This is a genomic window from Cryobacterium sp. TMN-39-2, from assembly GCF_004402745.1.
GTDB classification, from domain to species: Bacteria; Actinomycetota; Actinomycetes; order Actinomycetales; family Microbacteriaceae; genus Cryobacterium; species Cryobacterium zongtaii.
On sequence record NZ_SOFX01000045.1, the window covers coordinates 16,301 to 30,377 of the forward strand.

General features: G+C 68.2%; 13 protein-coding genes. 8 read left to right on the top strand and 5 right to left on the bottom strand.

Annotated features, from left to right (window positions below):
• Window positions 1–28: 28 nt before the first annotated feature.
• The gene (locus tag E3O57_RS18815; RefSeq protein WP_165787882.1) at window positions 29–172 is read right to left on the bottom strand and encodes a hypothetical protein; all 144 of its coding nucleotides are present in this window, start codon (window positions 170–172) and stop codon (window positions 29–31) included.
• Window positions 173–261: 89 nt separating this feature from the next.
• Between E3O57_RS18815 and E3O57_RS16910 the strand changes: the two genes are divergently transcribed.
• On the top strand, window positions 262–1,323 hold the full coding sequence (locus E3O57_RS16910; RefSeq protein ID WP_088455295.1) for a GlxA family transcriptional regulator: 1,062 nt from the start codon (window positions 262–264) through the stop codon (window positions 1,321–1,323).
• Here the strand turns inward: E3O57_RS16910 and manA are convergent.
• Window positions 1,251–2,534, bottom strand: a complete 1,284-nt coding sequence (gene manA, locus E3O57_RS16915; protein WP_103478860.1) for a mannose-6-phosphate isomerase, class I — start codon at window positions 2,532–2,534, stop codon at window positions 1,251–1,253. The two genes, E3O57_RS16910 and manA, sit on opposite strands and share 73 nt — an antisense overlap.
• 127 nt (window positions 2,535–2,661) lie before the next feature.
• Here manA and E3O57_RS16920 point away from each other — a divergent pair, with 127 nt between their 5' ends.
• From E3O57_RS16920 to E3O57_RS16940, 5 genes are all read left to right on the top strand, one after another.
• The gene (locus E3O57_RS16920; protein WP_088455293.1) at window positions 2,662–3,840 is read left to right on the top strand and encodes an acyl-CoA dehydrogenase family protein; all 1,179 of its coding nucleotides are present in this window, start codon (window positions 2,662–2,664) and stop codon (window positions 3,838–3,840) included.
• Window positions 3,841–3,917: 77 nt separating this feature from the next.
• On the top strand, window positions 3,918–4,703 hold the full coding sequence (locus E3O57_RS16925; protein WP_088455292.1) for a polyprenol monophosphomannose synthase: 786 nt from the start codon (window positions 3,918–3,920) through the stop codon (window positions 4,701–4,703).
• Entirely contained in the window at window positions 4,704–6,185 is a 1,482-nt protein-coding gene (locus tag E3O57_RS16930; RefSeq protein WP_103478859.1) for an NAD(P)/FAD-dependent oxidoreductase, read from the top strand.
• Between the two features lie 8 nt (window positions 6,186–6,193).
• Window positions 6,194–6,637, top strand: a complete 444-nt coding sequence (locus E3O57_RS16935; RefSeq protein ID WP_241990476.1) for an SRPBCC family protein — start codon at window positions 6,194–6,196, stop codon at window positions 6,635–6,637.
• A gap of 189 nt (window positions 6,638–6,826) precedes the next feature.
• Window positions 6,827–8,626 (top strand): HNH endonuclease signature motif containing protein, encoded by a 1,800-nt coding sequence (locus E3O57_RS16940; RefSeq protein WP_103478858.1) that lies wholly within the window; start codon window positions 6,827–6,829, stop codon window positions 8,624–8,626.
• Window positions 8,627–8,770: 144 nt separating this feature from the next.
• Here the strand turns inward: E3O57_RS16940 and E3O57_RS16945 are convergent, their stop codons facing one another.
• Window positions 8,771–9,070, bottom strand: a complete 300-nt coding sequence (locus E3O57_RS16945; RefSeq protein WP_103461173.1) for a metal-sensitive transcriptional regulator — start codon at window positions 9,068–9,070, stop codon at window positions 8,771–8,773.
• The gene (locus E3O57_RS16950) at window positions 9,067–9,378 is read right to left on the bottom strand and encodes a rhodanese-like domain-containing protein (RefSeq protein WP_088457870.1); all 312 of its coding nucleotides are present in this window, start codon (window positions 9,376–9,378) and stop codon (window positions 9,067–9,069) included. The genes E3O57_RS16945 and E3O57_RS16950 overlap by 4 nt, the downstream gene beginning before the upstream one ends.
• 103 nt (window positions 9,379–9,481) lie before the next feature.
• On the opposite strand from E3O57_RS16950, the gene E3O57_RS16955 reads away from it, so the two are divergent.
• Window positions 9,482–10,795 carry an O-antigen ligase gene (locus E3O57_RS16955; RefSeq protein WP_165787881.1) on the top strand — a complete coding sequence of 438 codons (1,314 nt, stop codon included), beginning with the start codon at window positions 9,482–9,484 and terminating at the stop codon, window positions 10,793–10,795.
• Window positions 10,792–12,093, top strand: coding sequence for an O-antigen ligase (locus E3O57_RS16960; RefSeq protein WP_103461175.1), 1,302 nt, complete (start codon window positions 10,792–10,794; stop codon window positions 12,091–12,093). The genes E3O57_RS16955 and E3O57_RS16960 overlap by 4 nt, the downstream gene beginning before the upstream one ends.
• A 46-nt stretch (window positions 12,094–12,139) precedes the next feature.
• Here E3O57_RS16960 and E3O57_RS16965 read toward each other — a convergent pair whose 3' ends face one another.
• Complete coding sequence (locus E3O57_RS16965; protein ID WP_133159725.1) at window positions 12,140–13,921, bottom strand: hypothetical protein; 1,782 nt, start codon at window positions 13,919–13,921, stop codon at window positions 12,140–12,142.
• Between the last annotated feature and the right edge of the window lie 156 nt (window positions 13,922–14,077).

Genomic DNA, 14,077 nt, shown 5'->3' on the forward strand with positions numbered 1-14,077 from the left:
CAACCGTGTGCTGCCGCTTCAGACCACACTATCGCCCGCGCGGGAACGGTTCGGGATGCCGGTTACGGCGTGCCAGTTCGGCCTCGCCGTACCCGTCGGAGCGCATGGTGACGATGCTCGCCGCCACGGCCCAGATGGAGAGGGCCAGCAGTACACTCAGAAACAGGATCATGGCACTAACGGTAGGTCTTGCGACTTTCTGCCACGAGTGGCAGAGTTGCCGTTTACCCGCACATTCCTGCCATCGTCTCCGAGGACCTTATGCTGAAGAAGATTGTCTGCGTCGCCATCCCCGGCATGGCCCCCTTCGAGTTCGGGGTGATCTGCGAGGTATTCGGTATCGACAGGTCGGAACACGGCGGCCCGGCCTTCGATTTCCACGTCGTCACGGCGGTGCCGGGCGCCCTGCGCACCAAGATCGGCTTCGACATCGTGGTGCGCGACGACCTCACCGCGGCGGCGGACGCCGACCTCATCGCGATCCCTGCCTACGAGGCCGGCAGCGAGATCCACCCCGACGTTCTCCGCGTCGTGCGTGAGGCCGAGCAGAGGGGCGCCTGGGTGCTCAGCGTGTGCAGCGGCGCGTTCATCCTCGGCGCCGCCGGCATCCTGGACGGGCGCCGCAGCACCACTCATTGGATGTACGCCGAGGCCCTCGCCCTGGCCTACCCGAACACCACCGTCGACCCCGATGTGCTCTTCGTGGACGACAATCACGTGGTCACCGGCGCGGGGACCGCCGCCGGCATCGATGCGGCACTGCACGTCGTGCGCCGGGAACTCGGCGCCGCAGCTGCGAACGTGATCGCCCGGCGCATGGTGGTGCCGCCGCAGCGTGACGGCGGTCAGTCCCAGTTCATCCAGGCGCCGATCCCCGAACAGCGCAGCGATTCCTTCGCCACGATCACCGACTGGATGTTGCAGAGCCTCGACCAGGACCTCACCGTCGACCAGCTCGCCAGGCGCGCGCTGATGTCGCCGCGCACCTTCGCGCGCCGGTTCCGGGCCGAGCTGGGCACCACACCGACGGCCTGGCTGAACCGGCAGCGCCTGATCCTGGCCCAGCAACTGCTCGAGGAGACCGACGAGACCCTCGACCTCATCGCGGCGCAGACCGGATTCGGGGCCGCGAGTGTGATGCGGCACCACTTCGTGCGCAGTCTTCAGACCACACCGACGGCGTATCGCCGCACCTTCGGCCGGCGCCGGACCGCGCCAGACTACGCCGGCATGGTTCCGGGCGGGCCGGACTACGGCGTGGTGGCCAGGAAGACTTCGCCGGAACCCGCGAAGGTGAGCGTTCCCTCGTCCGGTGTGATGTAGACCGACTCTCCCCTGGCCAGCGAGATCGACGAGCCCGCACCGGCGACCATGAACCGGCCGGCCGTGCAGATCGCGATGCCGGGTCCGGTGAGCGCCAGCTGCCGCATCGGCACGCCGGCCGGGCCGGATGCTGTGGCGGACGCATCCGCCGGCACAGAGATGTGCGCCAACTCGAAGTCGGGCACGTCGGGCCTGTACACGGCGACGCCGTCAGCCTGCGGCTCCGGTGCCAGGTAGGGCACCGGCAGGGGCGCGAAGTCGAGAACGTCGAGGAGCTCGTCGACGTCGATGTGCTTGGGGCTGAGGCCGCCCCGCAGCACGTTGTCTGACGCGGCCATCACCTCGACGCCGAGGCCGGACAGGTAGGCGTGGATGTTGCCGGCGGGCAGGAAGAGCACCTCGCCGCGTTTCAGCGACACCAGGTTGGTGAGCAGGGAGATGACGATGCCGGGGTCGCCCGGGTACGCGGCCGAGAGCGAGCGCACGGTGTCGAACTCGGCGGCGAAACTCACCCTCGCGCCGCCGTCGATCAGGAACGCGGCCTGCTCGGCGAGGGCCACGACCCGCTCGACCAGCCAGGACACCTCGCCGGTGTCGCCGCCGCGACCGTCGCGCAGCAGCCAGTCCACGACGTCGTGGATTGCGTCGTCGCCGATCAGACGGTTTTCCAGGCCGAGCAGGGCCGCGGGCTGGGGATCGTCCATGGTGGCGTCCAACGCGCGCAATTCGGCGAGGATCGAGCGGATCTGACGCGGGTCGCGGAAGCCGCACAGGGCCTGGAAGGTGTCGCTGAGCGCGAAGATGATCTCCGGCTTGTGGAAGGGGTCCCGGTAGTTGCGGTCGGCCGCGTCGATCGGGATGCCGGCCGCGTTCTCGAGGGCGAAGCCGGCCGCGGCGCGGGCCGGTGACGGGTGCGCCTGCAGCGAGAGCGGGCCGTGGGCGGCGAGGATCTTCATCAGGAAGGGCAGGCGTGCCTGCCCGGCGTGCGCGGAACCGAGCGCGGAAGCCGGGTCCTGGTCGATCCACTCGGCGAGGTTGGCCGCTCCCCCGGTGAGGGTGGGGTCGGCGATCACCGATGGGCAACCGGGGTGGGCGCCGAGCCAGAGCTCGGCTTCGGGGCCGCCGGATGCGGGCCGGCCCAGCAGGTCGGCGATCGCTGTCGGCGAGCCCCAGGCGTAATCGCGCGGTGTGTTGCTGATGCCCACAAACATGCTTGGCTCCTGAACCTCGAGGTTTAGACCAAACTACCAACCGCTTTCCTTCGCCCGGCGCAGAGTTCTAGGCTGAACGTCCCGGTCAACGCGCTCGCGCGGCCGGCATCTAGTGCAAGGGAGCCAGATGACTTTCGAACCGCTCAGCAGTGATTTCTTCGGGTACGAGAACCTCCTCGCGGAGAACGAGAAGGCCGCGCTCGCGCGCATCCGCTCGTATCTCGAGGCGGATGTGCGGCCCGTCGTGAACGGATGCTGGGAGCGGGCCGAGTTCCCGTCCGAGATCATCAGGCCGCTCGGCGCCCTCGGCGCGTACTCGTTCGGCTGGGAGGAGACCCGGCCGTTCCCGAACTCCGCGGTGTTCCGTGGCTTCGTGGCGCTCGAGCTGGCCCGGGTGGACGCATCCGTTGCCACCTTCGTCGGCGTGCAGAACGGTCTCGTCGCCGGATCGATCGCCGCCTGCGGGTCGGCGGCGCAGCGGGCCCTCTGGCTGCCGCGCCTGGCCACGGGTGACGTCGTCGGCGCTTTCGCCCTCACCGAGCCGTTGAGCGGCTCCGACTCCGCGCAGGGGCTGCGGACGACCGCGACCCTGGACGGTGACACCTGGGTGCTCAACGGGCAGAAGCGTTGGATCGGCAATGCGACCTTCTCCGACATCACCATCGTGTGGGCCAAGGACACCGCGGACGGCGCCGTCAAGGGTTTCATCGTGCCCACGGACACCGCCGGGTACACGGCAACCAAGATCGAGGGCAAGATCAGCCTGCGTTCGGTGCAGAACGCCGACATCACGCTGGAGAACGTTCTGGTGCCAGAGCACAACAGGCTGCAGAACGCGAACTCGTTCCGCGACACCGCCAAGGTGCTGCGCTTCACCCGCGCCGAGGTGTCTTGGGCGGCCGTGGGACTGGCGATCGGCGCCTACGAGGCCGCGGCGGCGTACGCCGTGGAACGGGTGCAGTTCGGCAAGCCGATCGGCGGCCACCAGCTTGTGCAGGACCTGCTCGTGAAGAGCCTGGGCAACATCACGGCCAGCCTGGGCATGGTGGTGCGGGTCTCCCAGATGCTCGACGACGGCACCCAGCGCGACGAGCACTCTGCCCTGGCGAAGTCGTACACGACGTCGCGGATGCGGGAGACCGTGTCGTGGTGCCGTGAACTGTTCGGCGGCAACGGCATCGTGCTGGACTACGACATCGCCAGGTTCTTCGCCGACGCCGAGGCGATCTACTCCTATGAAGGCACCCAGGAGATGAACACCCTCATCGTCGGCCGCAGCATCACCGGTCTGGCCGCGTTCGTCTGACCGGTCCGGGCGGGTCCGGCTGGCCCTGACCGGGACTTCGGACGAGAAAGTCATACTGGCGAACTAAGCTCTCCCGCATGCGAACCTCAGAAGCGGCCCGCGGCGCCGGAAGTCTGGTGATCATCCCGACCTACAACGAGTTCGAGAACCTGGAAAAGATCGTGTCTCGCCTGCTGACGGCCACGCCCGCTGCACACGTGCTGATTGTCGACGACGGCAGCCCGGACGGCACCGGCGCCCTGGCTGACCGGATGGCCGAGGCTGACGACCGCATCAAGGTCGAACACCGCACCGGCAAGCTCGGCCTGGGCTCCGCCTACGTGCTGGGCTTCATGTGGGGACTGGCGCGAGGCTACGAGTTCTTGATCGAGATGGATGCCGATGGTTCACATCCGCCGGAGCGCCTGCCCGACATGATCGGCCGGGTCGCCTCCGACGAACCCGGCGCCCCCGACCTCGCCGTCGGCTCCCGGTGGGTGCCCGGTGGCAGCGTGGTCAACTGGCCGCGGCACCGGCAGCTGCTCAGCCGAGGCGGGAACACCTACGCGCGCCTGGTGCTCGGTCTCTCGCTCAAGGACGTCACCGCCGGCTTCAGGGTCTACTCGTCGGCGACGATCGCGGCGATGGATCTCGCGGACGTGTCGTCGAAGGGCTACTGCTTCCAGGTCGATATGACCCTGCGGGTGCTCGATCAGGGCCGCTCGGTCGTAGAGCTCCCGATCGAGTTCCGCGAGCGGGAGGCCGGCGAGTCGAAGATGAGCCAGGCCATCGTGATCGAGGCCATGCTGCGGGTCACCCAGTGGGGATTCCAGCGTCGCTTCACGAGGATCCGCTCCGGCCGGGCGCAGGCCACGGTCCGTTAGATGGTCACCGTGCGGCGGGGAGCGCCTGAGGTGGACGCGATTGTGGTCGGCTCCGGCCCCAACGGGCTCGCTGCCGCGGTCACGCTGGCCAGGGCCGGCCTCTCGGTGCGGGTCTACGAGAGGTCCGCGACCGTCGGCGGCGGCGCCGAGACCGCGGAGCTGACCCTGCCGGGTTTCCACCACGACGTCTGTTCCGCCGTGCACCCGCTCGCGCTGGCCTCCGAGTTCTTCAAGCGGTTCGGGCTCGCGGACCGGATCGAACTTGTCGTCCCCGAGGTCTCCTACGGGCATCCGCTGCCGGGCGGCACCGCCGGGCTGGCCTATCGCAGCTTGGAACGCACCGCCGCCGAGCTGGGCCGGGACGGCGCGGCCTGGATCCGGTTGTTCGCTCCCCTGGTGGCACACTCCGAGCGGGTGGCGGAGTTCACCGGTGCGCAGCTCCTGCGGCTGCCGAGGCATCCGGAAACCGCGCTGCGCTTCGGTCTGCGGGCTCTCGAGCAGGGCAGCCCCCTCTGGGACCTGCGCTTCGCGGGGGAGACGGCGCCAGCCCTGCTCACCGGCGTCAGTGCGCACACGATCAGGGCGCTGCCGAGCATCGCCACCGCCGGCGCAGGCCTCACTCTCGCCACCTATGCGCACGCGGGCGGCTGGCCGATCCCCGTCGGCGGCAGTGGCGCGATCGTGACCGCGATGGTCGACGACCTGCTCGCCCACGGCGGCGAGATCGTCACGTCAACCGAGGTGCGGCGGCTGAGCGACCTGCCGCCGGCCCGCGTGGTGATGCTCGACCTGACGCCCCGGGCGCTGCTGCGCCTCGCCGAGGGCGAGCTGCCCGCCGCATACGCGCGGCGGCTGCGCGCCTTCAGATACGGCAACGGCGTCGCCAAGGTCGACTTCGCGCTGTCCGACCCGGTGCCGTGGCAGGCGGCCGGACTGCGGGCGGCGGGCACCGTGCACGTGGGCGGCACCCGGGCGCAGATCCGGCGAGCCGAGAACACCGTCGCGCGCGGCCGGCACGCCGAGGAACCCTACGTTCTCGTGTCCCAGCCCAGTGGCCTCGACCCCAGTCGCGCCCCGGCCGGTCAGCACACCCTCTGGGCGTACACCCATGTTCCGCGCGGCTCCGCCGTCGACCAGACCGAGGCGATCGTGCGCCAGATCGAGCGCTTTGCTCCAGGGTTCCGCGACACCATCCTGGCCAGCGCCGCTCGCAGCGCGTCCAGCGTGGAAGCGCACAATCCCAATTACATCGGCGGCGACATCTCCGCCGGCGAGGTGAGCATGACCCAACTCGTGCGGCGGCCGGTTCTCTCGCCGGACCCCTGGCGCACTCCCCTGGACGGCGTCTACCTCTGCTCGTCGTCCACACCGCCGGGCCCGGGCGTGCACGGCCTGGCCGGCTGGCACGCCGCCCTCAGCGCTCTTCGTCACGACCTTGGGGTGCGCACCGCCCCCGATCTCTCCCCGACCAATCAGGAATAGGTGACACCGTGGCCGTTAACCATCGCACCATGAACTGCCCGCCCGAAAGCGTCTTCGCCGTTCTGGCGGACGGCTGGTTATACCCGAGCTGGGTCGTCGGGGCCTCCCGGATGCGGGACGTCGACCCGGCGTGGCCGATCGCAGGAAGCGTCATCTACCACTCTGTAGGCGTCTGGCCCGCCCTGATCGACGACACCACGTCGGTTCTGGAGTGGGATCCACCCCGGCACGCGCTGTTCAAGGCTCGTGGCTGGCCGCTCGGTGAGGCCCACGTGGCGTTGGATGTGAAGGCTCGCGGCGACGGATGCGTCGTACGCATCACAGAGGACGCCACCGCCGGCCCCGCCCGGTTCGCCCCCTCCTTCCTGCGTGAACCGGCCATCAAGATCCGAAACGAAGAGACGTTGCGCCGGCTCGCCTTCCTCGCCGAGGGCGGCGCCGGGTTCAACTAGCCCCGCCGCCGTCGGGCGCGTCGCCGAAGCCGAGCCCGTCAGGAGTTCTCGGAACGCGCCCGTCTCGTCGGTCGAGCCCGCCGAGACCCCGTGAGTCAACCTTTTTCAGTGCAGAAATGTATTCGATTTCCATCTAAACTTTACTGACATTTCCTCGCATATAGTTACGATTCGTGAGAGAATGGGGGTATGGACGACGAGCTGGATAGTGGCTCCACCGCACCGACGGGAACTTCTCCCACCGGGTCGAACTTGCACGACTGGAATACGGGCCTGGCCGGTCCGGATCCCCTCCCCGCACCGGATGTCCACAGTTTGAGCGGCACCACCGATATGAAGGCCGCCGCTGCAGGTGGAACTGCCGGCCGTACTCGGGGTCCGTCTAAGCCGCGGCCTGAGTGGCGGGATCCGGCCGAGTTGCTGGGGGTGCAGCGCGCGCATACCGGTGCGTTCGGTCAGAAGCTCCAGGCTCTGGATGATGCGGCGCGGACGGTGATGGCGGTGATGGACTCCATTGATGTGAACGCGTTGAGTGACCCGGAGGTGGTCGCGTTGACGCAGATGGTCGAGCGGACCGGTCGGCCGGTGGATGCGGCCCGGGTGGCCACGGCGACCGTGGTGGGTTACCGGGCTCGTACGGGGTTGGGTTCCGAGTCGTTGGCGTGGCGGTTGGGCACCTCGCACCCCACGGATTTGCTGATTCGGTTGACGGGCATGTCTGGTCCGGAGATGAAACGGCGGGTGGCCCTGGGTGAGAAGGTCGCACCGCGGATGTTGGGCGGCACGGTCCTGGAGCCCGAGTTCCCGTTCGTGGCCGCAGCCTTAGCGGCCGGGGAGATCGGTCTTGACGCGGCGGAGAACATCGTGAAGGGTTTGGCCGACTACAAGGTGCACGGCCGCTTCGATGCCGACCAGTCGCTGGTGGACGGTGGTGAGGCCGAGCTGGTGGAGTCCGCGACCGGGTCCGTGTTCGGCCGCACCCCCGGCCCCGGCGACATCGCCACCGCCACCGTCACCGCCACCGATGACGCCGAGGCCGGCGCCGGCGCCGGAATAGTCTGCGCGGGGCCGGTCCGGCGTTTGGGTGCGTCGGCGGGGTTCACCTTCCCGCCGGACCGGATTCGGGAGATGGCGGCGACGTGGCAGGCGGTGTTGAACCCGGACGGCGCCGCGCCGAGCGATGCGGTTTTCGAGGCCAAGTCCACGTTCTCGTTCGGCAAGCTCAGCCAAGGCCTGCACCCGCTGCGCGGTGGGGTGACCCCGGAGCTCAAGGGCATCATGCAGAACCTGTTCAATACGTTCCAGTCCGCGCGCAGCGCCCCCGCGTTCCCGTCCGCGGACGAGCAGCAGCGCATCGAGGCCGGCGAACTCGTGCCCGGCGAGATCCTCGATGAACGCGACGGTGGTCAGAAACGTGCCGATATTCTCCGCGGCATCCTCGTCCAGGTCGCCCAAGACCCCCGCATCCCGACCATGGGCGGGATGCCGCCGACGGTGATGGTGCACGTGAACGCAACCGACCTGATCAACGGGGTCGGGGTTGGTTGGATCGACGGCGTCGAGGGCCCCGTCTCGATGAAGACGATCAATCAGATGGTCGACAACGGCGGCTTCCGGCCGATCTTCTTCGGCGGCACCGGCGCCGTCCTCGCTTTGGGCGATAAAGTCCGGTGCTTCACCCCGCTGCAACGCAGGGCGATCACCGCCCGAGACGGCGGCTGCATCATCCCGGGCTGCACCTGCCCACCGCAATGGACCGAAGTGCACCATGTGACACCGTGGCAAAACGGCGGCCCCACCAACGTCTCGAACGGGGTTTTGCTGTGTTGGTATCACCACCACAACATCGACACCTCCGGATGGCACATCCGCATGGTCCTGGGCATGCCCGAAGTCAAAGCCCCCCAGTGGATCGACCCCACCGGCACCTGGCGAAAACCACCCCAACACCGCGCCCACAACCCCAAAACCCGACGACAAAACGAGTAGCCACGGCACCTCAACTCGTGGGTGCCGGGTCAGGTCAGGTCAGGTCAGGTCAGGTCAGGTCAGGTCAGGTCAGGTCAGGTCAGGTCAGGTCAGGTCAGGTCAGGTCAGGTCAGGTCAGGTCAGGTCAGGTCAGGTCAGGTCAGGTCAGGCCAGGGCGAGGAAGAGCTTCTCCAGCTCGTCCACGGTGAGTGATTCGGCGTTGTCGGGGTCCGCGATGCAATCCCGCATCGCCGAGGAGACGATCGTGAACCCGGCCCGGTCGAGAGCGCTCGACACCGCGGCCAGCTGTGTGACGACATCCTTGCAGCTGCCACCGGCCTCGACGGCAGTGATGACCGCACTCAGCTGCCCCTGCGCGCGACGCAGCCGGTTGAGCACCTTCTTCTGGTTCACGGCACGCTGGTCGTCGGTTATGACCGTCGCCACTGGAGTCGACTCGGTCATGACCGGATCCCGTCCAGCGCCGTGGGCAGGCCGGCCTGCTGCCAGGCGTTCATGCCGCCGGTCACGTTGACGGCCTCGACTCCGTTGCGTTCGAGGAATGCCGCGCCCTGCAGGCTTCGGCCTCCGGCTGCGCAGATGACGTAGACGGGGCTGTCCCGCGGTACCTCGTCCAGCCGTTCGCTCAGTTCACCCAGGGGAATGGGGATGGCACCGGCCGCGTGACCGGCCTCGAATTCGTAAGGTTCGCGCACATCGACCACGACGGGATCGGAAAGGGCTGCGAGTTCGGTAACCGAGATGTCGGTCATGTGGGGTCCCTTCGGAACGGAGAGCGGGGCACGACGGTATACCCCTGAGGGTATCAGAAGATGGGGGCAGGTTGAGAGGAGGTCGCCCCAGTACCCTAGACACATGCCCGCCGTTCAGAGCCGCCTCACAGTTCGCCTGTTCGCGACCCTGGTGTTCTTCAGCGTGTTGGCCGGCCAGTTCTGGCGAAACCTGCTCGGCTGGTGGGGCTTCGGCGCCATCGCCGTGTTCATTCTGGTCGGCAGCATCGGTCTCCTCGTCTCCCTGAAGCCCGAGTGGACCTGGCGCGGCTTCCCGAAGTCCCTGGCCGCGTTCATGCTCGTCGCCACGGTGTCCCTCGCCTGGTCGGCGTACCCAGGGGCGAGCGCGATCGGTATCACCCTGCAGTGGATCACCACGATCACCGCCCTGTTCCTGGCGCTGTGCCTCACCTGGGCCGAGCTCCTGCGCACACTCGCGGTCGCCCTGCGGTGGATCCTCGGCCTCTCGATACTCTTCGAGGTCGTCGTCGCCGTGTTCATCGGCCACGCGGTGCTCCCGTTCTGGGTTGAATACACCGGCAAGATCCCGGCCGCGTTCTACTGGTCGCGCGGACTGCTGCTGGAAGGCGGCCCGATCGAGGGCATCGTCGCCAGCCGCAACCTGCTCGGCTTCATCGCCCTGCTGGCACTGATCGTCTTCGCCGTGCAGCTCTTCGCCGGCACCGTGGCCCGCGGCCGCGGCATCGCCTGGGTGACCGTGGCCCTGATCATGCTGTGGCTGACCCGGTCGGCCACAGTGTCCGTCGCCCTCCTCGCCGTCACCATCGCCCTGCTCTTCACGCTGTGGGCCCGTCGGCTGCCGCCGATGGGCCGGCGCCCGCTCTACCTGAGCGCCGCCGCGGTCCTGGCCGCCGTGGTGGTCGGGCTCGTCGCGTTCTCGCCCGCACTGCTTTCGATGCTCGGCAAGAGCGAAGACCTGACCGGACGTTTCGACATCTGGGGCCGGGTCATCGATCTCGCCGGCGAACGCCCCCTCGTGGGCTGGGGCTGGGTGAGCTACTGGGTACCGTGGGTCGAACCCTTCGACGGCCTCGCGGTGCGCAAGGGCGTGCAATACCTGCAGGCCCACAACGCCTGGCTGGATGTCTGGCTCCAACTGGGCATCCTCGGCCTGATCATCTTCGCCGCGCTCACCCTCTCGACCCTGTGGCGGTCCTGGTTCCTGGCCGTCGACAGGCCCCGCCTGGGCATCGCCGACACTGAAACCTACGCCGTCTCCTCGATCCTGCCCCTCCTGCTCACGGTGGCGCTGCTCGCGCAGAGCCTGGCCGAAAGCCGGATCCTCGTCGAATCCGGCTGGGTGCTTCTCGTGATCCTGGCCGTGCGGTCCAAGCGCGCCGGCGCAGACGCGGAGCTGCTCGGCCTGGGCCGGCGATGACCGGCCCCGCACGGCCCCCCTACGTTCCCGACGCCATCACCGCGGTGCTCGCATCGCCGCGGTTCAGCGCCACCCTCACTCACCTGATCCTCGGGTTCGCCTTTTCAACACACCTTCTGCGCAGCCTGATGGGCTGGCCGGGCCTGCTCGCCGCGCTGGTGTGTCTGGTCGTGCTCGCGACAGCCTCCATGATCGCCCGGCGGCAGAGCATCGAATGGCACGGCCTGCTGCCCCTGTCGATCCTGGTCTTCCTGGTCTGGTGCGCACTGTCGGTGCTGTGGAGCGGGTATGCGCTGCAGACCGTCAGCGGCGTCGCCTACCAGCTGGCCTTCGCGTTCCTGGCGATCTACGTCGCCCTGGTGCGCGACACCATTCAGATCGTTCGAGCCACCGGCGATGTGCTCAGGCTGCTCCTCGGGCTGTCCCTGGCCCTCGAAGTGCTTTCCGGACTGCTCCTGGACCTACCGATCGCATTCCTCGGCGTGCAGGGCAACATCACCATGCTCGGCCCCATCCAGGGCGTTTTCGGGTCGCGTAACGCCCTCGGCCTGGTATCCCTGATCGCCGCGATCAGCTTCATTATCGAGTTGCGGTCCCGCTCCGTACGACCGGGCCGCGCCGCCGCCTCGATAGCGCTGGCCCTGCTCGGCCTGCTGCTGACCCATTCCCCGGTGTTCGTCGTCGTGGCGAGCGCCGTCGGCATCGCCGCGCTGGCCCTGTACTGGCTGCGCCGCACCCGAGCCGAGGACCGCTGGCTGCTGCAGCTGAGCCTGCTCGGCGCCACGGTGCTCGCTGCCCTATTCGCCTTCGTCGGCCGCACCGGCATCATCGACCTGCTCAACGCCGGCAGTGAATTCGAGACCCGGTCGTCGCTGTGGCGCGAGATGTGGCGACTGGTGGAGGTCCATCCACTCGAGGGTTGGGGCTGGACCGGGATCTGGCCACAGGACGTCAGTCCGTACGGCTGGCTCGACTTCGTCACCGGTAGCCGGCACTCCTCCGCCCTCAACGCATTCCTCGACGTGTACTTCCAGGTCGGCCTGGTCGGGTTCCTCTCGTTCGTGGTGTTGGTGGCACTGGCCTTCATCAGGTCGTGGCTGCTCGCCTCGAACAAGAAGCCCGTGGTGTACGTCTGGTCGCCGCTGGTCCTGGTGGTGCTTCTGGTCACCTCGGCGGCCGAGAGCACCGTGCTGGTCGAGTTCGGCTGGCTCCTGCTGTTGATCTGCTCCGTCAAGGCCGCGCAGGGCCAGAGCTGGCGCCGACTGCTATCGCCCAGCCCGCGCAACGAACTGATCTGATCTGATCTGATCTGATCTGATCTGATCTGCCCGACTCCCCCACCGGTCAGCGGATGGTGGAGATGGTCAGCGTGGCGGTCGTACCGTCTGATGCGACATAGGACCCGCTCGACTGCGGCACCAGGATGTCGGCGTACCGTGCGGCCCAATCATTCGAGCAGCGCCCATCGGTCAGCACCAGGGTCGCGCTCGCCTGCCGGGCCGCCACCGGGTCGAGGGCTCCTCCCGCGGCGACGATGGCGTTGACCGCGCCGAAATCCTCCGGCCACGCCATCCCGTAGTGGAAGTACGCGATGGGGACCCCCGCGGTGACCTTCACGACCCGCGGATCCAGGCACGGGCCCACGATAAGCAGCGTTCCCGGACTCTCCGAAGCCGATTCCCTCGCGAGGCCGGCCGCAACCCGGTACCGGTCGGAGTCCGTGTCCATGAGAGCCCTGGCCTGGAACGAGCCGGCGAAGCGGACGAAGTCCCCCATCGACAGGAACGCCAGCACGGCCACCACCGCGAACCCGGCCAGTCCCACCCACCGACCCGCCGACAGGGCCCGAAGGTCCCTCGCCACCAGCACCAGCACCGGAAGGATGGTGGCGGCAATGAGGAAGAACATATCGATCCACAGCCGGTACGGTTCCGCGTTGGCGCCCCACAGGTCGTTCGACGCCAGCAGCAGCCAGGCCGTCGCGCCGCCCAGCGCGTAGGCGGCCCATTCGGGTCGCCGCCGGATCAGGCCGGCGATAGCGATCCCGACCAGCGGCACGATCAGAACGGTGCCGCCCAGCAGGCCCGCGGCTGCCGGCACCCCGAGCTGGGAATTCGACGCAACCCTGTACAACAGGAACGGGTCACCAGCGGCCAGCCCGCCGACCGTCGCAGCGATCTGCGGCGAGGCCCCGAGCGCCGCGGCACCGAAAAACAGCACGACGACCCCCCTCGTCCGCACAATCAGTACCCCCAATCCGGGCGCCATCGGCAGCAGTCCGAACACGAGGGCGGGCAGCTGGCCGAACTCGGCGGCGACCCGCGGACCCCAGACGAAGAGCACCGGGATCAGGCCGATGCTGACAACAGCGAGAATCAGCCAGCGCCCGCTGACGATGGTCAGCACGGCGAGGACCCCGGCCAGGAAATACACCGCGGCGATGAAGGAGTAGGTCTGCACGTTTGCGAGCAGACCGATCACCAGGCTGAGCCCTATGGTGCCGAACAGGCGCACGCGCTTTCCGTGCGGCCACCACCAGAGCCAGCCGAGACTGAGCAGCACCATGCCCGCAATCGATAGGGAGACGGCTTCACCGTTGAGCGGATGCAGCACCGCGAACGGACCCCAGAGCACGGCATGGGACGCCAATTCGGTGTACCAGCCGTCGCCCTGGAACACTGCGAAGGTTCCCAGCAGGAACGGAATCGGGGCCAATAGGCCCATCCACCACCGGTTTCCGGCCGTAATGAGCACCGTGGCGAGCACGGCGACCAGCACCAGCTGCGCCACCAGGCCGGTGACGTTCCACGCGGTGATCGGCGTCAGCCCGAACGCCCGCGCCACCAGTCCCGCGAACTCGTAGTACGCCCGCGGGTACGTGTTCGACCCGGTCTCGGTGTCCGGCTCGACGTCCTGGAACTGCCCCTCAGAAAAGTTCGTGACAATTGCCAGGTAGCCCAGTTGATCGTGCTCGAAGAAGGCGCGAAACCGGTTGATCGACCAGCCGGGATTCGCCAGGTACATGCCGGCCTGCGTGGCCGCGAACACGGCCACCGCCACCAGAACACTCGCGCCGCGCGCCAGCCACCCGCGTACGGATGTCCCCGCCGACCGCTCAGAGTCCACTGGTTCGCCCTCCCGGTGCCACATGTGATGCTGTGTCGGTGAACTTAGCGGGCGATCGAGATCCGCGCTTCCCCCTATAACGGGATTTCAGGAGCGGGGACTGAGAAGTCTAAGCTGGCACTTCACGAATCCGCGGATGCGCTACGGCTCGCCAGG